The 20940-nt window shown below is 71.5% G+C and carries 19 protein-coding genes and 2 tRNA genes; 4 read left to right on the top strand and 17 right to left on the bottom strand.

The window, feature by feature from the left end; all coding sequences use genetic code 11:
* Positions 1 to 2: 2 nt before the first annotated feature.
* The 15 genes from V3N99_15365 to aceB form a co-directional block, all read right to left on the bottom strand.
* The gene (locus tag V3N99_15365) at positions 3 to 428 is read right to left on the bottom strand and encodes a MaoC family dehydratase (protein ID MEO3938116.1); all 426 of its coding nucleotides are present in this window, start codon (positions 426 to 428) and stop codon (positions 3 to 5) included.
* Positions 428 to 874, bottom strand: coding sequence for a MaoC family dehydratase N-terminal domain-containing protein (locus V3N99_15360; protein MEO3938115.1), 447 nt, complete (start codon positions 872 to 874; stop codon positions 428 to 430). Before V3N99_15360 ends, V3N99_15365 begins: the two co-directional genes overlap by 1 nt.
* Before the next feature lie 4 nt (positions 875 to 878).
* Positions 879 to 2243, bottom strand: coding sequence for an MFS transporter (locus tag V3N99_15355; protein MEO3938114.1), 1365 nt, complete (start codon positions 2241 to 2243; stop codon positions 879 to 881).
* 82 nt (positions 2244 to 2325) lie between these two features.
* Positions 2326 to 2496, bottom strand: coding sequence for a 50S ribosomal protein L33 (gene rpmG / locus V3N99_15350; GenBank protein MEO3938113.1), 171 nt, complete (start codon positions 2494 to 2496; stop codon positions 2326 to 2328).
* A 174-nt stretch (positions 2497 to 2670) separates the two neighbouring features.
* Positions 2671 to 2744 (bottom strand) — tRNA-Met (locus V3N99_15345).
* 26 nt (positions 2745 to 2770) lie between these two features.
* Positions 2771 to 2843, bottom strand: a tRNA-Thr gene (locus V3N99_15340).
* A gap of 88 nt (positions 2844 to 2931) precedes the next feature.
* The gene (locus tag V3N99_15335) at positions 2932 to 4194 is read right to left on the bottom strand and encodes an AGE family epimerase/isomerase (GenBank protein MEO3938112.1); all 1263 of its coding nucleotides are present in this window, start codon (positions 4192 to 4194) and stop codon (positions 2932 to 2934) included.
* Positions 4195 to 4210: 16 nt separating this feature from the next.
* The gene (locus V3N99_15330; protein ID MEO3938111.1) at positions 4211 to 4876 is read right to left on the bottom strand and encodes a lactate utilization protein C; all 666 of its coding nucleotides are present in this window, start codon (positions 4874 to 4876) and stop codon (positions 4211 to 4213) included.
* Positions 4873 to 6369 carry a lactate utilization protein B gene (locus V3N99_15325; protein MEO3938110.1) on the bottom strand — a complete coding sequence of 499 codons (1497 nt, stop codon included), beginning with the start codon at positions 6367 to 6369 and terminating at the stop codon, positions 4873 to 4875. The genes V3N99_15330 and V3N99_15325 overlap by 4 nt, the downstream gene beginning before the upstream one ends.
* A gap of 17 nt (positions 6370 to 6386) precedes the next feature.
* Positions 6387 to 7124 (bottom strand): (Fe-S)-binding protein, encoded by a 738-nt coding sequence (locus V3N99_15320; GenBank protein ID MEO3938109.1) that lies wholly within the window; start codon positions 7122 to 7124, stop codon positions 6387 to 6389.
* 285 nt (positions 7125 to 7409) lie between these two features.
* On the bottom strand, positions 7410 to 9140 hold the full coding sequence (locus tag V3N99_15315) for an L-lactate permease (protein MEO3938108.1): 1731 nt from the start codon (positions 9138 to 9140) through the stop codon (positions 7410 to 7412).
* Positions 9141 to 9225: 85 nt separating this feature from the next.
* Positions 9226 to 10719, bottom strand: a complete 1494-nt coding sequence (locus V3N99_15310) for a heterodisulfide reductase-related iron-sulfur binding cluster (protein ID MEO3938107.1) — start codon at positions 10717 to 10719, stop codon at positions 9226 to 9228.
* A gap of 11 nt (positions 10720 to 10730) precedes the next feature.
* A complete protein-coding gene (locus tag V3N99_15305) occupies positions 10731 to 11981 on the bottom strand; it encodes an FAD-binding oxidoreductase (protein ID MEO3938106.1) in 1251 nt (416 codons plus the stop codon).
* The gene (locus V3N99_15300) at positions 11981 to 13447 is read right to left on the bottom strand and encodes an FAD-linked oxidase C-terminal domain-containing protein (protein MEO3938105.1); all 1467 of its coding nucleotides are present in this window, start codon (positions 13445 to 13447) and stop codon (positions 11981 to 11983) included. The genes V3N99_15305 and V3N99_15300 overlap by 1 nt, the downstream gene beginning before the upstream one ends.
* Positions 13448 to 13461: 14 nt before the next feature.
* Positions 13462 to 15042, bottom strand: a complete 1581-nt coding sequence (aceB, locus tag V3N99_15295; protein MEO3938104.1) for a malate synthase A — start codon at positions 15040 to 15042, stop codon at positions 13462 to 13464.
* 167 nt (positions 15043 to 15209) lie between these two features.
* Between aceB and V3N99_15290 the strand changes: the two genes are divergently transcribed.
* From V3N99_15290 to V3N99_15280, 3 genes are read left to right on the top strand one after another with little or no spacing between them, the layout of a single operon-like run.
* Positions 15210 to 15494 (top strand): type II toxin-antitoxin system Phd/YefM family antitoxin, encoded by a 285-nt coding sequence (locus V3N99_15290; GenBank protein MEO3938103.1) that lies wholly within the window; start codon positions 15210 to 15212, stop codon positions 15492 to 15494.
* 38 nt (positions 15495 to 15532) lie between these two features.
* Positions 15533 to 15808 (top strand): type II toxin-antitoxin system RelE/ParE family toxin, encoded by a 276-nt coding sequence (locus V3N99_15285; protein ID MEO3938102.1) that lies wholly within the window; start codon positions 15533 to 15535, stop codon positions 15806 to 15808.
* 35 nt (positions 15809 to 15843) lie between these two features.
* Positions 15844 to 18222 (top strand): excinuclease ABC subunit UvrA, encoded by a 2379-nt coding sequence (locus V3N99_15280; protein MEO3938101.1) that lies wholly within the window; start codon positions 15844 to 15846, stop codon positions 18220 to 18222.
* Between the two features lie 71 nt (positions 18223 to 18293).
* Here the strand turns inward: V3N99_15280 and V3N99_15275 are convergent, their stop codons facing one another.
* Positions 18294 to 18734, bottom strand: a complete 441-nt coding sequence (locus tag V3N99_15275) for a thioesterase family protein (GenBank protein MEO3938100.1) — start codon at positions 18732 to 18734, stop codon at positions 18294 to 18296.
* Between the two features lie 318 nt (positions 18735 to 19052).
* Entirely contained in the window at positions 19053 to 19523 is a 471-nt protein-coding gene (locus tag V3N99_15270; GenBank protein ID MEO3938099.1) for an SRPBCC family protein, read from the bottom strand.
* Between the two features lie 161 nt (positions 19524 to 19684).
* On the opposite strand from V3N99_15270, the gene V3N99_15265 reads away from it, so the two are divergent.
* Positions 19685 to 20923, top strand: coding sequence for a toxic anion resistance protein (locus V3N99_15265; protein MEO3938098.1), 1239 nt, complete (start codon positions 19685 to 19687; stop codon positions 20921 to 20923).
* Positions 20924 to 20940 lie beyond the last annotated feature (17 nt).

The raw sequence follows: 20940 nt of genomic DNA, 5'->3' as shown, positions 1-20940 counted from the left end.
GCTCAGTCGAGGTGGACGACGGCCACGGCGCGCCCGAGCACCTTGTCCTCGCCACAGGTGGCGCGCAGCTCGACGGTGACCAGACCGGTCTCCGCGTCGACCTTCGTGACCGCGCCGGAGAAGACCACGTCGGCCCCGGTGTCATGAGGGACGACGACCGGCTTGGTGAAGCGCGTGCCGTACTGGACGACACGGCCAGCGTCACCGGCCCAGTCGCCGACGACGGTGCCGCCCGCGCCCATGGTGAACATGCCGTGGGCGATGACGTCGGGCAGGCCCACCGAGCGCGCGAAGCGCTCGTCCCAGTGGATCGGGTTGCGGTCGAGCGAAGCCCCGGCGTAGCGCACGAGGGTGGCCCGGTCGATGTGCACGGTGCGGGTGGGCAGCTGGTCTCCGACGGTGACGGAGGCGAGGGCGCGAGCCGACATCAGGCGTCCTCTCCGCGGATGACGAGGGTCGAGGTGGCGGTGCAGACGGCCTCGCCGTCGACGCTCAGCTCGGTGCGGGTGGTGACCATCGAGTGCCCCCCGGCGGACCGGACCCCGTCGACGTGGAGCACACCGACCACGTCGTCACCCGCGGTCAGCGGCCGGTGGTGGGTGAAGCGCTGCTCACCGTGGACGACCCGGCTGTAGTCGATGCCGGCCTCGGGATCGACGATCAGCTGGGCGTCGCACTGCTGCGCGATGAGCACGGCGAAGGTGGGCGGGGCGATCACGTCGCGGTAGCCGGCGGCGAGCGCCGCGGCGCGGTCGAGGTGCACCGGGTCGGCGCTGCCCACCGCCTGGGCGAACTCGCGGATCGTGGCCGAGCCCACGGCATACGGGGTGGTCGGCGGGTACTGACGCCCGACGAAGTCTGCGTTGACCGGCATGCCCTCACCCTAGTGGGCGGGCCTCGTCGGCATTGGACGTGGCATCGGCGTCGGGCCCGGTGAAGGCAGTGAGGGCGACGGAGGCGTCGTAGCGCCAGAAGGGGCGCACGAGCACTCCCGCCACGAGGACCACCACCACGCAGACCAGGCCACCGCCGACCCAGGAGGCGGTCGCACCGGACCAGGCCGCGGTTGCGCCGGCGCGCACGTCACCGAGGCGGGGACCGCCGGCGACGACGGCGATGAAGACACCCTGCATCCGGCCGCGCATCTCGTCGGGGGCGTAGGTCTGCAGGATGGTCTGCCGGTAGACGGCCGAGACGAGGTCGAAGGCGCCGGCGAGGGCGAGCAGCACGACGGCGAGCCACAGCTGGTGGGCCAGGCCGGCGAGGGCGATCGCCGCGCCCCAGCCGGTGATCGCGATGACCAGCGCCACCCCCTGGCGTCGCACGCGGCCGATCCACCCGCTCGAGACCCCCGCGACGACCGCGCCGATGGCGATGGCGGCATAGAGCGGACCCACGTTGCCGCCGTAGCGCGCGGCGGCCACCTCGGGGAAGAGCGACCGTGGCATCGCGAGCACCATCGCCGCGATGTCGACCACGAAGCTCATCAGGAGCACGGGGCGGACGGCGATGAACCGCAGCCCCTCGAGGACCGCACCAGCGCCGGCACCGGCCCGGGCCGAGTCGCCCCCCGGGGGCACGGCGGGAAGTCGGAAGGCCGACCAGAGGGCCGAGGTGAACAGCAGGGCGTCAGCCCCGTAGGCGTAGACGAAGCCGTGCGGCAGCACCACGAGCACCCCGGCGAGCAGCGGTCCCACGACCTGGCCGACGTTGCCGACCGTGAAGTTGAGCGTGTTGGCGGCGGGCACCAGCTCGGTCGGCACGATGCGCGGGATGATCGCGCCCCGGGCGGACGAGGCGACCGCGAAGGCACCGGACTGCACCGCGACGAGCCCGAGGATCAGTGGCACGCTGCCCACGACCAGCAGGGTCTGCGCCAGCAGCGCGAGGGTGACCGCCCACCCGAGCAGCGACGACCACAGGTAGAGCACGCGCCGGTCGACCACGTCGGCGATCGCCCCGCCCCACAGACCGAAGCCCACGATGGGTAGCAGACCGGCCAGCCCGACGTAGCCGACGTCGAGGCTCGAGCGCGTCAGGTCGAAGACCTGCACGGGCACGGCCACCTGCGTGAGCATCGACCCGATGAACGAGGTGCCCTGGCCGACGAGCAGACGCCTGTACGGCGAGACGCCCAGCGGGCGCGTGTCGATCGCGTGGCGGTCCAGCAGGCCACGCAGAGCCGAGAGCCTGGGGACGGGCTGCTTCTGACCGTCGCTCGACACGAGGGTCGAGTCTGACACGCCCGGACGACGAAACGACCGCCACCCCCGGTGGGGCGACGGTCGGACGTGGTGCTGCGGGGCGGTCGCGAGGCCGCCGACGTCAGCGGGTCTCGCGGTGCTCCGTCTGCTTGCCGCAGTTGGGGCAGAACTTGGCCAGCTCCAACCGGTCGGGGTCGTTGCGGCGGTTCTTCTTCGTGATGTAGTTGCGGTTCTTGCAGTCCACGCACGCCATGGTGATCTTGGGACGGACGTCGGCGCTCTTGCTGGCCACGGGACAACCTGCTCTCGGAACTGAGGGGATGGGCACGGGACGTGTCCACCAACGCTGCTTGGGGGCGACCGGCTGACGGCCTGAGGCCGACAGCTGACGCGACCCCTGAGTTTACGCGAGGGGTGTGCCGGGCGAGAAATCGTCTCGTCCGACTCGACCCCGGGGCGGTCGTCGTAGCGGGAGCGGGGCTCGATCCCGCGACCTCACGATTATGAGTCGTGCGCTCTAACCAGCTGAGCTACCCCGCCGGGGGCCCTGCGCGAGGCAGGACCAGAGCCCCTTTACGGAATCGAACCGTAGACCTTCTCCTTACCATGGAGACGCTCTGCCGACTGAGCTAAAGGGGCGCGGGAGGCATGGCCTCCCAGTCGGTGCGTCGCAGACTTTACACGAGCCGGAGGGACGGGTGAAATCGGCCTTCCAGCCCCGTGGCCGTCAGCGGTCGCGGACGCCGGCGACGAACGAGGTGGTCTCGCCCAGCCGGGGCAGGATGACCGCCTGGTAGGCGTGGTAGGTGTCGGGCTTGCCCTCCCAGACGTGGCGGCTGGGCTCGTTGTGCTCGTCGAGCTCGTGCCGCCACGACCCGCGCTCCGCGTCGACGAAGAGGTCGGCGATGTGGGTGCGCCAGGCGTCGAAGCGGTCGCGGTAGCGCTGCTCCCCCGTCACCAGGGCGAGGGTCCAGGCAGTGGCCAACCCCTCGGCGGCGACCCAGTGCAGGCGGTCGCGCACGACGGGGGTGGCGTCGAAGTCGGTGGTGTAGACGAAGCCGGGGAGTCCGTCGACCGCCCACCCGTCGGCGACGGCCCGGTCGAAGAGGGCGACCGCGTCGTCGAGCAGCCAGGCCGGTGCGTCCTCGTCCCGCGCGCGTAGGGCGGTGCGCACGTGCAGGGCCAGGCGCGACCACTCGAGGAGGTGACCGATCGTCACGCCGTAGGGGCGGAACTTGTCGGCGGGGTGGTCGCGGTTGTAGCCCAGCTGCTGGTGCCAGCCCTCGTCGTAGTGCTCCGGCAGGCGGTAGCCGTTGCCGGCCGCGAACTCGTGGACCACCCGCTGCGTGATCCGCAGCGCTCGCTCGAGGTGGGCGCGGTCACCGGTGACGTCGTGCGCCGCGAGCATCGCCTCGACCGTGTGCATGTTGGCGTTCACGCCGCGGTAGGGGTCGAGGGTCGTGAAGGTGCGGTCCCAGACGTCGGCCGCCAGACCGTCGGCGTCGCTCCAGAACCGCGACACGAAGGTGTCGAGCGCCTCGGCGAGCAGGGCCGGGGCCTCGGGGTGCCCGGCGGCCACTGCGCTCGAGGCCGCGAGCATGACGAACGCGTGCGCGTAGGCCGCCTTGGCGTCGTCCGCGGGGCGCGAGGTGCCGTCGGGCGCGGTCTCGACCGCGGCATACCAGCCGCCGTGCTCGTCGTCGTGGAGGCGACCACGCAGGGCCCGAATGCCGTGGTCGACCAGGGCCGCCGCCCCGGCGTCGCCCTGCAGCGCGCCCAGCGCGAGCACGTGCGTCATGCGACAGGTGACCCAGAGCTCGACGGGACGGTCGGTCTCGACGGCTCCGTCGTCGTCGAGCCAGCCGAAGCCGCCGTCGGGGTGGACGGCACCCCGGGTGAAGTGAAGGAGCGAGGCCGCCTGACCGTCGAGCCAGGCCCGCTCGGGCCCCGTCAGGGTGGTGGCCGGGTGGGCGGGCGGCGACGTCGACATAGGACGAACCTAGTGCTCAGACGACGATGACCACGTGGAGGGTGCGGGGCCCGTGCACGCCCTCGACCCGGTCGAGCTCGATGTCACTCGTGGCGCTGGGGCCCGAGATCCAGGTCATCGGGCGGGTGGCCGCTCCGCTGCGGTCGAGGAGGGTGACGGCCTCCGGGACGTCGGCGACGACCTGGTCGGCGCGCACGACGCAGACGTGCCGGTCGGGCACGAGGCTGAGCGCCCGGCGCCCCTGGCCGGTGCCGTGGTCGAGGATGATCGTGCCGGTCTCGGCGATCCCGACCGTGGCGAGCGTGACGACCGCGTCGACGGCGTCGAGGGCGTGCGCGTCGAGCCCGTCGTCGGTGACGCGGCGGGCACCCGTCGGCAGGCCCAGCAGGTCGTCGGGGAACCCGTCGGGCACGACGACCGTGCCGCTGTCGGCGAGCCCGTGGCGCACGGCGTCGGCCACCTCGGCCTCCGTGCAGCGCACCACCACGGCGCGGTAGTCGGCGACGCGCTCCTCGAAGAGGTCGACCAGCCCCGACGTCGCACCCCCCCTTGTTGCGTCGGAGGTGCCCGAAACCGTCTCGGGAGAGCGGGATGCGGGTTGATCCGGCGCAACCAGCGGTCGGGGGGTGGCGGTGTGCAGGGCGGAGCGGACCCGGGCCAAGACGTCGTCGCGGGCGGTCACGACCGACCCCCCGCCGTCTCGTCGCGACCTCCGTGGGTCTGCGTCCACCACGTGCGGAAGGACGTGCGCGGGGGCACCGGCAGGTCCCGGGCGTCGCTCCACGCCGCCCCCGGGCCGGGGAGGCGGCCGATGGCGGCGCGCCCTCCGGGGAGGCTGCGGCCGTGCACACCGGGCAGCCCGGTCAGACCGGCGACCACCCGGTTGGCCACACCGGAAGCCTTGACCGCCAACGACATCCGCCCCGGGTCGGCGAAGAGCACCGAGGTGGCGCGCATCGCCAGGTCCATCCCCGTGGGCCAGCCGTCCCGGTGCGCGTCGACCACCTCGGCGCGCAGGTGCACCAGCACCTCGGGGATGTCGATCTTGACCGGGCACACCTCGTAGCACCGGCCGCAGAGGCTCGACGCATACGGCAGCGAGTCGACCTGGGCGTCGTGGCCCACCCCCTTGAGCAGGGGGACGAGGATGGCCCCGATGGGGCCGGGATAGACCGAGCCGTAGGCGTGGCCGCCGGTGCGCTCGTAGACCGGGCAGACGTTGAGACAGGCCGAGCAGCGGATGCAGCGCAGGGCCTGGCGGCCGACCTCGTCGGCCAGCACGTTGGTGCGCCCGTTGTCGAGCAGCACGACGTGCACCTCCTGCGGGCCGTCGCCGGGGGTGATGCCGCTCCACATCGAGGTGTAGGGGTTCATCCGCTCCCCCGTGCTCGAGCGGGGCAGCAGCTGCAGGAAGGTGTCGAGGTCGGCGAAGCGTGGCAGGACCTTCTCGATGCCGACGACGCTGATGAGCACCTCGGGCAGGGTCAGGCACATCCGCCCGTTGCCCTCGGACTCGACCACGACGAGCGTGCCGGTCTCGGCGACGGCGAAGTTGGCGCCGGAGACGGCGACCTTGGCCCGCAGGAACTTCTCCCGCAGGTGCAGCCGCGCGGCCCCGGCCAGCTCGCGCGGCTCGTCGGTGAGGTCGGCCGGCGCGGGGCGACCGCTGCCGGCCATGTGGTCGAGGAAGATCTGCCGGATCTCGGACCGGTTGCGGTGGATCGCGGGCACGAGGATGTGCGAGGGCAGGTCGTCGCCGAGCTGCACGATGAGCTCGGCGAGGTCGGTCTCCCACGCCGCGATGCCCTGCGCGGCCAGGGCCTCGTTGAGCTCGATCTCCTGGGTGGCCATCGACTTGACCTTGACCACCTCGTCGACGCCGTGGTCCGTGGCGACCTGCGCGACGATGGCGCAGGCCTCGGCCGCGTCGCGGGCCCAGTGCACGATCGCGCCCCGGGCAGTCAGCGACGCCTCGAGGGTCAGCAGGTGCTCGTCGAGGTGGGCCAGCATGTCGTCCTTGACCTGAGCCCCCTTGGTGCGCAACGCCTCCCACTGGTCGACCTCGTCGACGACCCGCTGGCGCTTGTCGCGGATGGTGTGGGTGGCGTGGCGCAGGTTGGAGCGCAGCTGGGTGTCGGCGAGGGCCGTGTGGGCCGCCTGCGGGAAGGGCGGCATCCCGACGAAGGTGGCGGTCACGAGCCCACCACCGCTGGCTGGTCCTGGGTGCTGGCGAGGATCTCGGCCAGGTGCATGACCCGCATCCCGGCCTGCTCGCGCGACAGCATCCCCCCCAGGTGCAGCAGGCACGAGTTGTCCGAGGCCACGAGGACCTCGGCGCCGGTGCCGCGGGCGTGCCGCACCTTGTCGGACCCCATGGCCACCGAGGTCTCGGCGTTCTTCAGGGCGAAGGTGCCACCGAAGCCGCAGCACTCCTCTGCCGCCGGCAGCTCGACGAGGCGCAGCCTTCGCACCTGCTGCAGCAGCTGGAGCGGCCGGTCGCCCACCCCGAGCATCCGCAGCGAGTGGCAGGTCGGGTGGTAGGTCACGGTGTGCGCGAAGGTCGCCCCGACGTCGGTCACGCCGAGCACGTCGACGAGGAACTCGGTGAGCTCGTAGGTCTTCGGGCTCGTAGCGGCGACCGCGTCGACGAGGGCAGGGTCACCGCTGCGCCGGGCGACGAGGCCGTGCTGGTGGCGCACGCAGCCGACGCACGAGCCGGAGGGGACGACGACGGCGTCGTACCCCTCGAAGGCCGAGGTGAACTGGCGCACCACCGGGACGGCCTCGTCGAGGTAGCCGGTGTTGACCATCGGCTGGCCGCAGCAGGTCTGGCCGGGCGGGAAGTCCACGTCGACCCCCAGCCGGCGCAGCAGCCGGACGACAGCCTTGCCGGTCTCGGGGAACATGGTGTCGTTGATGCAGGTGAGCATGAGCGCGACGCGCACAGCAACCCCCTCCTTGCGCCGGACGTCGTCGACCAACGTGCCCCCAACCTACTCGCGCACGTCCTGGGCTTGCTCCAGACGCGTGTGACATCGGGGCCACGTGCCGCCGTGCGTGTGACGAGGGGGCACGGGCGTGAGCGACGACCAGGACGGTCGGGCACCGCAGCGGAGCGCGCCGGGGGCTCCCACCCCGTTGCCGCCGTGGTCACGGTGCCGCTCGTGGCCGGGGCGGGCCGGCGGTCGTACGCCGCCGGCGGGCCGGGCCGGCGGCTAGGGCACCATCCAGGACAGGACGGCCGTGGACTGCAGGAAGACGATCAGGCACATCAGCACCAGGAAGCCGAGGGACCAGCCGACGACCTTGCGGAAGATGTCTCCCTCGCGGCCCGACATCCCCACGGCGGCGGCGGCGATGGCGAGGTTCTGCGGGGAGACCATCTTGCCCAGGACACCACCTGAGCTGTTGGCCGCAGCCAGCAGGAGCGGAGACAGCCCGGTCTGCTTGGCGGCCGACACCTGCAGAGCGCCGAAGAGGGAGTTGGACGAGGTGTCAGAACCGGTAACGGCCACACCCAGCCATCCGAGGATCGGCGAGATGAGGGCGAAGAGGGCACCGGAGGCCGCGAGCCAGGTGCCGAGCGTCGCCGTCTGGCCCGACGCGTTCATCACGTAGGCCAGCCCGAGGACAGCCATGACCGTGACGATGGCGGCGAAGAGCTGGCGGTAGGTCTCGACGTAGGCCTTGAGGGCGCGCGACGGGCTGATGCCGATGACCGGGATCGTCACGAGTCCGGCGATGACCATCAACGTGCCTGCGGCCGAGAGGAGCCCCAGCTTGAAGGTCGGCAGCGTCGACGCCTTGCCCGCGGCGGTCTGCAGGTGCAGCCCCGGCCACTGGAACGACGGGTTGAGCACCTTGGAGGCGAAGGCGTCCTTGATGCCGGGCAGCTGGGTGAGGACGAAGATCGCGACGATGATCAGGTAGGGCGAGTAGGCCTTCAGCACGTCGTTGCGGGAGTCGACGGCGTCGCGGTCGCGGGCGGCGAGCTCCTCGAGGGTGCCGACCCCGGCACCCACCGGGTGGTCGTCGCCCGACCCGGCCCCGACGGCTCGGGTGGCGGAGCCAGCCGGGATACGGGATGCCGCACTGGTGCCCGTCGTGTCGTCACCGGTCTCGACGTAGGCGCCGGACGGCTGCCACACGCGCAGCAGGAGGACGACCGACAGGGCGCCGACGAGCGAGGCGACGATGTCGGTGAGCTGGGTGGAGATGAAGTTGGAGGTGACGTACTGCGCGATGGCGAAGCTGACACCGCAGGTGAGGGTGGCTGGCAGGGTCTCACGCACACCCTTGCCCTTGTCGATGATGAACACCAGGGCCATGGGCACGAAGATCGCGAGGATCGGCGTCTGGCGCCCCACCATCTGCGCGAGGGAGTGCTCCGGCTGCTGGCTCACCGTGGCCAGCGTGGTGATCGGCACGGCGAGGGCGCCGAAGGCGACGGGGGCGGTGTTCGCGACCAGAGCGACCACGGCCGCCTTGAGGGGACGGAAGCCCAGCGCGATCAGCATGACGCTGGTGATGGCGACCGGCGTGCCGAAGCCGGCAAGGGCCTCCAGCAGGGCACCGAAGCAGAAGGCGATGATGACGGCCTGGATGCGCTGGTCGTCACTGACCTTCGCGAAGGAGCGGCGCAGCACGTCGAAGTGCCCGGTCGCCACCGTCATGTTGTAGACCCAGATCGCGTTGATGACGATCCACAGGATGGGGAAGAAGCCAAAGGCCGCCCCTTCGCTGCCCGCGAGCAGCGCCTGCCCGACGGGCATGGAGTAGACGGCGACGGCGATGAGCACGGCGGCGGCCAGGGAGGCGAGGGCGGCCTTCCAGGCCGAGATCCGCAGCACGCCGAGCATGACGAACAGCAGCAGCAGCGGCACCATCGCGAGGAGGGCCGTGAGGAAGAGCGAGCCTCCGACGGCGTCGAGGACGGGTTTGTACATGTGGTCACCTCTGGGTCGAGCCGGTCCCACCGCGTCGTCGGGGTGGGGTGCTGCGGGGTGCTGCGGCGGTGCCGCAGGGTGGGCGCTACACGGGTGCGGTCACTCCGAGACTGGTGGGGGGCAGCCCCCGGATGGAGGCGTCGAGCACCTCGACGGTGTGGGCCAGCGCGATCTGGGCCCCGGCGCGCTGCACCGAGGTCGCGACCTGCATGAGACAGCCGGGGTTGGCCGTGACGAGCAGCGAGGCGCCGGTGGCGATGACGTTGGCGGCCTTGCGGTCGCCGAGCTCGCGCGCGGGCTCGGGGTTGAGGATGTTGTAGACCCCGGCGCTGCCGCAGCACAGGTCGGCCTCGGCGATCTCGCGCAGCTGTAGGCCCGGTATGCCACGCAGCAGCTCGCGCGGCTGGGCGCGCACGCCCTGGGCGTGACCGAGGTGGCAGGCGTCGTGGTAGGCGATGGTGACGTCGAGCGGGTGGCGGGTGGCGACGGGGCCGGCCTCGGCGAGGATCTCGCTGACGTCCCTGACCTTCGCCGCCATCGCCGCCGCGCGGTCGGCCCACTGCGGGTCGTCGGCGAGCAGGTGCACGTAGTCCTTCATCGCCGAGCCGCACCCGGCGGAGTTGACCACGACGTGCTCGACGCCGGAGGCCTCGAACTGCGCGATGAGGTCGCGGGCGAAGCCCTGTGCCTCCTCCTCGCGTCCGCTGTGACCCGAGAGGGCGCCGCAGCAGCCCTGTCCGGCCGGGGCGACGACCTCGAAGCCCTCGGCGCTCAGCACCCGGACGGTCGCGGAGTTGACGTCGGGGAAGAAGGCGCGCTGCACGCAGCCCAGCAACATCCCCACAGTGCCGCGCTTCTGACCCTGCGCCGGGGTGCGCTCGGGCACCGGGGTGACCTTGCCCAGCGGTGGGGCGAGCGACTCCATGGCCGCGAGGGTGGGCGAGATCCGCTCGAGGACACCGCTGCGACGCACCAGCTTCGACAGGCCCGTGCGCTGGTAGAGGCGCAGTGGTCCGCGGGCGGCGCGCAACCGCTTCGGGTAGGGGAACAGGCTGAAGATGGCTTCCCGGTAGGCCCTGTCGGCCGGCTTGCGGGCGTGTCGGCGCTCGACCTGGGCCCGGGTCGCCTCGATGAGCCGGTCGTACTGCACGCCCGACGGGCAGGCGGTCACGCAGGCCATGCACCCGAGGCAGGCGTCGAAGTGCTCGACCATCGTGTCGGTCAGCGGCTCGCCGTTCATGCCGTCGTTCATCAGGGAGATGCGCCCGCGCGGGCTGTCCATCTCCTCACCCCACAGCACGTAGGTCGGGCACGTCGGCAGGCAGAAGCCGCAGTGGACGCAGTCGGCGATGAGCTCGGGGCTGGGCGGGCGGTGCTCGTCGAAGGCGCCGAGGGTGAGCGACACCGGCCCCGGTCGTCCGCTGGGTGCGCCGGATGCGCCCGAATGCGGCGTCCCGGAGGCGGATCCGGGACTGTCCGGCGCAAGAGCCGGACTCTGGGCGGGGCGGTAGGGCGTGGCGGGACCGGGCTGCTGCGGGGCCTCGTCGTCGGCGCCGTCGCCCGGGTGCCCCGTGCTCATGTCCCCTGCCATCAGATTCCTCCCACGAAGCGGCCGGGCGCGAGGACGCGTCCGGGGTCGAGCCGGTCCTTGACCCGGCGCATGAGGTCGAGCCCTCCGACGGGGCCCCAGACGTCGAGCCGCCGTCGGGTGGCGGGGTCGGCGTCGCGCACGACGACCGTGCCCCCCACCTCGGGGCTGCGGCGGCGCAGGCCGTCGACCACGGCCACGACCGCGGCCTCGTCGGGGCGACCGCGCAGCGCGACCGAGACCGTGCCGACGCCCACCGAGCCACGCACGTCGAGGGGCACCCCGGTCTGCTGCGACACGTCGTCGACGGCGGCGAGCAGCCTGTCGACAGAGGCGATCTCGTGCGTCACCTTGAGTCGCACGTCACCGTCCTCGCCAGGATCGCACCCCCACCAGGACGGCGCCTGGGCGAGCTGCTCAGCACCGCCACCGAGCATCTCGACAGCGGCATCGGCCCGCGCAGGCACGGCGGCAGCGATGCCGTCGATCCGCACGGCGAGCTGGGCGACTCCCCCTGCGGGGCGCTCGAGCTCGCAGCCGGTCATGACGAGCTGGGAGTGGACGACGCCCTGCACCAGCTCGCGGGCGTGCTGGGCCGACGGCACCGTGACCACGACCCAGCGGCTGGCCTCGGGCACCGGGTGCAGCCTCACCGCGACCTGGGTGAGGACGCCCAGGGTGCCGAAGGAGCCGGTGAGCAGCTTGGACAGGTCGTAGCCGGCGACGTTCTTGACCACGCGACCACCCGCGTGGGCGACGACGCCGTCGGCTCGCACCACCGTCGCGCCGATGACGAGGTCGCGCACCGGCCCGTGCACGAGGCGGGTCGGCCCGGTGTCGGCGGTCGCGACGAGACCACCGACGGTGCCGCGGCGGGCCGGGTCGACGGCCAGCCACTGGCCCGCCGACGACAGGTCGCCCTGGAGGTCGTCGAGCCGTCGACCGGCGCCGACCACGGCCACCAGGTCACCGGCAGCGTGGTCGACCAAGGCGTCGAGCCGACCCAGCTGGAGCAGGATGTCGAGCCGCTGCGGCGGAGCGCCCCAGCCGAGCTTGGTGCCCGAACCGGTGGGCACCACGGCCAGGCCCTCGTCGTGGGCCGTGCGCAGCACCGCCGCCACGCCCTCGGTGTCGGCGGGAGAGACGACCCACCGTGGGCGCAGCCCGTCGACCGCGTCGAGGTCGGTGCCCTCGCGGGCCGACCCCGCTGTGGCATCGGTCAGTCGAGAGAGGAGATCTGTGGTCGTCGTCATCAGAACGCGTCCGCCAGACCGGCCTCGACGAGGGGGTGCGCCCCGTCTGCGGCGTGGGCCCGCCGGGGCACCTCACCGCACAACCGTGGCGTGGGAAAGATCTTCCCGGGATTGGAGATCGACGTCGGGTCGAAGGCGCAGCGCAGCAGCTGCATGGTGTCGAGGTCGTCCTCGGTGAACATCTTGGGCATGTGCTTCGCCTTGTCGGAGCCGACCCCGTGCTCGCCGGTGATCGACCCGCCGAGCTCGATGCAGAGGTCGATGATGGCTCCCGACACGTCTTCGGCGCGCTCGGCCTCACCGGGAACGGCGTCGTCGAAGAGCACCAGGGGATGCAGGTTGCCGTCGCCGGCGTGGAAGACGTTGGCCACGCGCACTCCCCGTTCGCTGGCGAGCTGCTCGATGCGGCGCAGGGCGGGCCCCAGGGCGGTGCGTGGGATGACGCCGTCCTGCACGATGTAGTCGGGGCTGATGCGCCCGACGGCGGCGAAGGCCGACTTGCGGCCCTTCCAGAAGAGCGCCCGCTGGGCGTCGTCGGCGGCGATGCGGATCTCGGTCGCACCGGCCGCCTCGCACATGCCCGTCACCTGCTCGAACTGGTGGCGCACCTCGGCGGCGGGCCCGTCGAGCTCGACGATGAGCACCGCGCCTGCCCCCTGCGGGTAGCCGCAGGCGACGGCGGCCTCGGCGGCCTCGATGGCCAGGGCGTCCATCATCTCGATGGCGGCCGGCACGACCCCGGCGCTGATGACGGCCGAGACCGCGCGTCCCGCCGAGTCGGTGTCGGGGAAGCCGGCGAGCAGGGTCTCGACCGCCTCCGGGGTGCGCGTGAGCCGCACGGTCACACGGGTGGCGACACCGAGGGTGCCCTCCGACCCGCAGACCACGCCGAGCAGGTCGTAGCCGGGCGCGTCGGGCGCCTTGCCACCCAGGGTGATGAGCTCACCCGCTGGGGTGACCAGCTCGAGACCGGCGACGTGGCCCGTGGTGAAGCCGTACTTCAGGCAGTGCGCCCCACCTGAGTTCTCGGCGACGTTCCCCCCGATCGAGCACACCTGCTGGCTCGACGGATCGGGCGCGAAGTAGTAGCCCTCAGGACGGGTCAACGCCGACAGCTGGAGGTTGATCACCCCGGGCTCGACGACGGCCCGCTGGTTGGCCCGGTCGATCTCGAGCACGGCCCGCATCCGCGACAGCACGATCAGCACGCCGTCGGCGTGGGGCAGGGCCCCACCGGACAGACCGGTGCCCGAGCCCCGCGCCACGAACGGGATGTCGTGCTCCGCGCACGCCCGCACCACAGCGGCCACCTGCTCGGCGGTCTCGGGGATCACCACGAGCGCCGGCGTCACCTTGTAGAGCGCCAACCCGTCGCAGGAGTAGGTGCGCAGCTGTGTCGGGTCGGTGATGACTCCGCGGGCGGGTAGCACCGGAGCAAGCAACCCCGCCAGTCCTCGAGCATCCACGTCGCCCCCCCTGCTCAGGCCATGCGCTCGTAGGCCGGCAGGGTGAGGAACTCGGCGAAGTCGTCGGCGACAGCGACCGACAGGAAGGTCTGCGTGGCGGCTTCGTACTCCTGCTTGTCCCCGGGCAGCTTGGCCAGCTCCTCGTCGACGAGCCGGTCGACGAGCTCACGGGTGACGACCGTGCCGTCCTGCAGCTCGACGGAGTTGTGCAGCCACTGCCACACCTGCGAGCGGCTGATCTCGGCCGTGGCGGCATCCTCCATCAGACCGTTGATGCCGACGGCGCCCTGGCCGCCGAGCCAGGCGTGGAGGTACTGGATGCCGACGCTGATGTTGGCGCGCAGCCCCGTCTCGGTGACCTCACCGGGGGTGGAGGCGACGTCGAGCAGCTGGGCGGCCGTGACGTGCACGTCTTCGCGCAGCCGCCCCAGCTGGTTGGGCTGGTCGCCGAGCACCTTCGTGAAGGCCTCCTTGCAGGTCTCCACCATGCCGGGGTGCGCGACCCACGAGCCGTCGAAGCCGTCGCCGGCCTCGCGGGTCTTGTCGTCGTTGACCTTCGCGTAGGCCGCCTCGTTGGCCGCCTCGTCCTTGCTCGGGATGAGCGCCGACATGCCACCGATGGCATGGGCGCCGCGCTTGTGGCAGCTCCGCACGAGCAGCTCCGTGTAGGCGCGCATGAAGGGAACGGTCATGGTCACCTGAACCCGGTCGGGCAGCAGGAAGTCGCGGCCGCGGGTGCGGAACTTCTTGATGGCACTGAAGATGTAGTCCCAGCGCCCCGCATTGAGCCCGCTGCTGTGCTCGCGCAGCTCGTAGAGGATCTCCTCCATCTCGAAGGCAGCGGGGTAGGTCTCCACGAGGACGGTCGCGCGGATGGTGCCCTGCGGGATGCCCCGGGCCTCCTGGGCGGCGACGAAGACGTCATTCCACAGCCGGGCCTCGAGGTGGCTCTCGAGCTTGGGCAGGTAGAAGTACGGGCCCTTGCCGGCGTCGATCTGGCGCTGCGCGCAGTGGTAGAAGTAGAGGCCGAAGTCGAAGAACGAGCCCGACAGGCGCTCGCCGTCGACCAGCAGGTGCTTCTCGGTGAGGTGCAGGCCCCGGGGGCGGGCGACGACCGTCGCGAGGTCGGCGTCGGTGCGCAGGGCGTAGGACTTGCCGCCCTCCGCCGTGAAGTCGATGGTGCCGTCGAGCGCGTCCATGAGGTTGAGCTGGCCGTTGACCGCGTTCTCCCACGTGGGGGTCGAGGCGTCCTCGAAGTCGGCGAGCCAGACCTTGGCGCCGGAGTTCAGCGCGTTGATGGTCATCTTGCGGTCGACCGGGCCGGTGATCTCGACGCGACGGTCCTCCAGGCCGGGGGCGGGTGCGGCGACCTGCCAGTCACCGTCGCGCACCTCGGCGGTCTCGGGGAGGAAGTCGAGGGTCCCGCCAGCCGCCAGCTCGGCATACCTGGCGTCGCGGGCGGCGAGCAGGTCTCGGCGGCGGCTGTCGAAGCGCCGGTGGAGGTCGGCGAGGAACGCGAGCGCGTCATCGGTGAGCACCTGCTCGAACCGGGGGCCCATCGGGCCGGTCACCTGCACGCCATCGGGAATCGTCATCGTCACTCCTGCTCATCTCGGCATTATTTCCACAAAGCGGAAACAAAAGTTCACTATGCAGAAGCATCCTGCCCCGAGAATCAAGGGCGGTCAACCCCTCCCCGACCGTGCGGGGTGCGGTACCGGTGCACCGGGTGCCGTCCTCGGCGTGCGCTAGAATTATGTACATGACGACCGTCCCCTTGGCCGAGGCCCGCGCCCAGCTCTCCCGACTGGTCGACGAAGCCGTCACGACCCACCACCGCGTCGACATCACGCGCAACGGGGTGCGTGCGGCCGTGCTCATCGGCGCCGAGGACTACGACGAGCTGACGGAGACGATCGACGTGCTCGCCGACGCAGCCCTTGTCCAGGACATCCGCGACGCCATGGCGGCCTCCGCCGGCGACGACGTCATCGACCTGGACACCATGACCCATCAGATGCGGGCTACCGGGCGAATCGTCTCCTGACCGATGATCCCTCGGACGACCGCGAGGGGCCACCGGCGATGAACCCTGCCCCCTACACCGTCACCTTCTCGCGCCAGGCGCGCACGGCACTGACTCGGGACCTCCCCGAGGCCGTCGCTGCCGCCTGCTTCGAGTTCATCCGAGGGCCCCTCGTGGCCAACCCGCACCGGGTCGGCAAGGCGCTTCGCCCACCACTTGACGGTCTCATGTCGGCACGGCGCGGCGACTTCCGTGTGGTCTACGAGATCCGCGAGTCGGTCGTGACCGTGCACGTGGTGGCGGTGCAGCACCGCAGGGACGCTTACCGCACCTGAGCTGCTGGGTCGCCGCGGCCAGTAGCGTTGGGCCTGTGAAGCCGCCCATCTTGCAGGCCACGGACCCCGCCGCCGACCGCCACGACCTCATCCGCGTGGTCGGCGCCCGGGTCAACAACCTGCGCGACGTCGACGTGGTTATCCCGAAGCGGCGACTGACCGTCTTCACCGGGGTCTCCGGCTCGGGCAAGAGCTCGCTGGTCTTCGGCACGATCGCCGCCGAGTCGCAGCGGCTGATCAACGAGACCTACAGCACCTTCGTCCAGGGCTTCATGCCCAGCCAGGCCCGGCCCGACGTCGACGTGCTCGACGGGCTCACCACGGCGATCATCGTCGACCAGCAGCGGATGGGGGCCGACCCCCGCTCGACCGTCGGCACCGCCACCGACGCCTACGCCATGCTGCGGATCCTGTTCAGCCGGCTCGGCACTCCGTACGTCGGGTCGCCGCAGGCGTTCTCCTTCAACGTCGCCTCGGTGAGCGGGGCCGGGGCCGTGACGGTCCAGCGGGGCGTCGAGAGCGTCCAGGAGCGGCGCAGCTTCAGCATCACCGGCGGCATGTGCCCGCGATGCGAGGGGCGCGGGTCGGTCACCGACATCGACCTCAGCGCCATCGTCGACGAGAGCCGCTCGATCAACGGCGGCGCCATCGTCGCGCCGGGTTACAGCATGGAGGGGTGGTTCGGCCGGATCTATCGCGGGAGCGGGTTCTTCGACCCCGACAAGCCGGTGGCGAGGTTCACCAAGAAGGAGCGGCACGACCTCCTCCACAAGGAGGCGACCAAGATCAAGGTCGACGGCATCAACCTCACCTACGAGGGCCTCATCCCCAAGATCAGCCGCACCATGCTCAGCAAGGACGTCGACGCGCTGCAGCCGCACATCCGTGCGTTCGTCGAGCGGGCAGTGACCTTCTCGGTCTGCCCGGAGTGCGGCGGAAGCCGGCTCAACGAGGGCGCACGGAGCGCAACGATCAACGGCACCAACATCGCCCAGGTCAGTGCGATGCAGATCAGCGACGTGCTCGCGTGGGTGCAGCGCCTCGACGACGTCTCGGTCGCGCCGCTGCTCACCGCGCTGCGCGACACGCTCGCGTCGTTCGTCGAGATCGGCCTGGGCTACCTGTCGCTCGACCGGCCGGCCGGCACCCTCTCGGGCGGGGAGTCGCAGCGCACCAAGATGATCCGTCATCTCGGCTCGGCCCTCACCGACGTGACCTACGTCTTCGACGAGCCCAGCGTCGGCCTGCACCCGCACGACATCGCTCGGATGAACGACCTGCTGGTCCGCCTGCGGGACAAGGGAAACACCGTGCTCGTCGTCGAGCACAAGCCCGAGATGATCGCCATTGCCGACCACGTCATCGACCTCGGCCCGGGAGCCGGCAGCCAGGGCGGCCAGGTCGTGTACGAAGGCCCGCTCGCCGGTCTGCGCAGCAGCGGCACCCTCACCGGCCGCCACCTCGACGACCGGGCCCGGCTCAAGCCGGTCGTGCGCGAGCGCACGGGCGCGCTCGAGGTCAAGGCGGCCAGCACCCACAACCTGCGGGACGTCGACGTCGACGTGCCCCTCGGGGTGCTCGTCGTCGTCACCGGCGTGGCCGGGTCGGGCAAGAGCTCGCTCATCACCGGGTCGGTCAGCGGGCGCGAGGGGGTGGTCACCGTCGACCAGTCGCCGATCAAGGGCTCGCGGCGCAGCAACCCCGCGACCTACACCGGACTGCTCGAGCCCATCCGCAAGGCCTTCGCCAAGGCCAACGGGGTCAAGCCGGCCCTCTTCAGCCCCAACTCCGAGGGCGCCTGCCCGACCTGCAACGGCGCAGGGGTGGTCTACACCGACCTCGCGATCATGGCCGGGGTCGCGGCCCCGTGCGAGACCTGCGACGGCAAGCGCTTCCTGGCCGAGGTGCTCGACTACACGCTCGGCGGCCACAACATCGCGCAGGTGCTGGGCATGTCGGCGGAGCAGGCGCACGCGTTCTTCGCCGTCGGCGAGGCGAAGACGCCCGCGGCCCACAAGCTGCTCGGCCAGCTGGTCGACGTCGGGCTGGGCTACCTCACCATCGGCCAGCCCCTGCCGACCCTCTCCGGCGGCGAGCGCCAGCGGCTCAAGCTCGCCACCCACATGGGCACGAAGGCGACCGTCTTCGTGCTCGACGAGCCCACGACCGGCCTGCACCTCGCCGACGTCGAGCAGCTGCTGGCCCTGCTGGACCGGCTCGTCGACAGCGGCACGTCGGTGGTCGTCATCGAGCACCACCAGGCGGTCATGGCCCATGCCGACTGGATCATCGACCTCGGCCCCGGCGCCGGCCACGACGGCGGTCGGGTCGTCTTCGAGGGGACGCCCGCCGACCTCGTCGACGGTCGGGAGACTCTCACCGCCCAGCACCTGGCGGCCTACACCGGCGCCTGAGGGCTCTGCGGTCGGAGCCGGTGGCCTGGCCTCGTGACGGCGGGCGCATGGGGTCTTCCCCGGCGCGGGGCTCAGCCGACCACGAGCGCCTGCATCGCCGCCCGCAGACCAACCGGCACCGGAGCCGGTCTCCGGGTGACCCGGTCGACGAAGACGTGCACGAACCGGCCGGCCGCCACATCCTCACCGTCGCTCTCGCGGGTCATCGCGATCTCCCACTGCACGCTCGTCGTCCCCAGCCGGGCGATGCGCAGGCCGAGCACCAGGGCGTCGGGATAGCTGAGGGAGGCGACGTAACGGCAGCCCGACTCGACGACGAGGCCGATGACCGGGCCGCGCCCGACGTCGAGGCCGTGCGCGATCATCCAGCCGTTGACCACGGTGTCCATCGCCAGGTAGTGGACGGTGTTGTTCACGTGACCGTAGACGTCGTCGTCCGTCCAGCGGGTGGGGACGCGGGCGGCATACGGGTAGCCCGGGATCGTGGGCGACGCGGGCGGAGGGTGCGCCACGGGGGGCTCGTTGACCGACACCCGGCGGAGGTTAGCGGACGACTGAGGGCCCCGCGCAGATGCCGTCGCAGAACGTGCCCGGCCTCACGCCTCGATGTGACCGGATCGACATGTCCCCCGCTCACACCGCACCCCGGCCGACCGGCTCACCGGCGACGCCGCTCTACCGGTGGCGTCCTGGTGGTCGCCCTGCCGGCGGTCCTGGTGTGGGTCGGGCTCCTCTGACCGGACCGCGGCCGCGCGCCGGCCCTCACCGTTGAGGTTGACCCAGAGTCGATCGCACCGACGCGCGGCACGACTGCTCGACGACCGGAGTCGTCAGCTGCCGGAGGCGGCAGCGGCGAGGTTGCCGAGCGAGGTCTCGAGCTGGTCCTTGCTCACGAGGGGGAAGTGCACCTTCGAGAGGATGTCCTTGTCCGTGACCTTCTCCCAAGCGTAGGTGAGGGTGACGTCGGTGGAGTCGGGGCCCGTGGCGTCGAGCTCCCAGACCCACTCCCACCCGGGAGGCTCGGTGCCCGCCGGCGCGGTCTTCCACGACACCAGCGAGTTCTTGTCGTAGCCCGTGACGTGGTTGTCGGTCTTGTACTCCCCACCCATGTGGTCGCCGGACATGTTCATCGTGAAGACCTGCCCGGTCGCCGTGATGCGGTCGCCGCGGTCGACCGACAGGACGAAGCCCGAGCCGTCCAGCTCGACGTGCCGCTGCGGCAGCGTCAGGACCTCGAAGACCTCCGACGCCGGAGCGTCGATGGTGCGGGTGACGGTGGTGCGCTTCTCGTGGTCAGCCATAGGGGTCGCGTACCCCGCAGACCCCGGTCCAAACGTCCCGGTGACATCCGGGGCAGATGAGGGGACAACCGGAGCGTGCGGGGACGGCCGACCGGATAGATTGGCGGGACGTCTGACACCACGGCCCCGAGGGGCCGACCACCCAGGGGAGCGCACCGCCGATGACCGACTCGACCTCGACGCCGTCCGACGCTGCTTACGCACCGCTCGCACCGCCCGCCCCGAGCTCGGGGCTGACGCTCGCCCCCCCGGCCCCGGCGCAGGCGGTCAGCACCACGGCCGCACCGAAGATGGCGCCACCGGTGCCCGCGGAGGCAGTGGCCGGTCTCGACGCCAAGGTCGAGGGCTACCTCGAGGCGCTGATGACGGCGCAGTCCAAGAGCCCGACCTTCGAGGCCAAGGCCGCCGACGTGCGCACCATGGGGAACGACGAGATCAGGCGCGCCGCCGAGTCGAGCAACCGCCTCCTCAAGGCGCCCGTCAAGGCGCTGCAGGAGGGTGGGCTGTCGGAGGGCTCGACGGTGAGCAAGACCCTGCTCGACCTGCGCCGTACCGTCGAGGACCTCGACCCGGGTCAGGCCAAGGGCGCCCGCAAGGTCTTCGGCATGATCCCCTTCGGTGACAAGCTCACCGACTACTTCCGCAAGTACCAGTCGGCGCAGAGCCACCTCGACGGCATCCTGCACTCCCTGCGCAGCGGCCAGGACGAGCTGACCCGCGACAACGTCGCGCTCAACCTCGAGAAGCAGAACCTGTGGGACTCCATGGGCCGGATCAACCAGTACGTCTACATCGCCGAGCGGCTCGACGCGCGCCTCACCGCGCAGATCGCCACCCTCGAGGCGACCGACCCCGAGAAGGCGGCGGCCCTCAAGCAGGACGTGCTCTTCTACGTGCGTCAGAAGCACCAGGACCTGCTCACCCAGCTGGCCGTGTCGATCCAGAACTACCTGGCCATCGACATCGTCATCAAGAACAACATCGAGCTCATCAAGGGGGTCGACCGCGCATCGACCACGACGATCTCGGCGCTGCGCACGGCGGTCATCGTGGCCCAGGCGCTCGGCAACCAGAAGATGGTGCTCGACCAGATCACCGCCCTCAACACCACGACGAGCAACCTCATCCAGAGCACGTCGGAGATGCTGCGCGACAACTCGGTGGCGATCCAGCAGCAGGCGGCGTCGGCGACGATCGGGCTGCCGCAGCTGCAGGCCGCCTTCGCCAACATCTACGCCACCATGGACGCCATCGACACCTACAAGGTGGCCGCCCTCGACTCCATGGCCTCGACGATCGGTGTCCTCGAGACCGAGGTCGGCAAGTCGCAGGCGTACCTCGACCGCGCCAACCGCACCAACCCGCAGGTGCAGGCGGGCGCGCTCGACCTCGGCCACTGAGCGGCCGAGGACGACGC

Source organism: Dermatophilaceae bacterium Soc4.6 (assembly GCA_039889245.1).
Taxonomy (GTDB): Bacteria; Actinomycetota; Actinomycetes; order Actinomycetales; family Dermatophilaceae; genus Lapillicoccus.
This window is presented reverse-complemented; position numbering and strand designations above follow the sequence as displayed.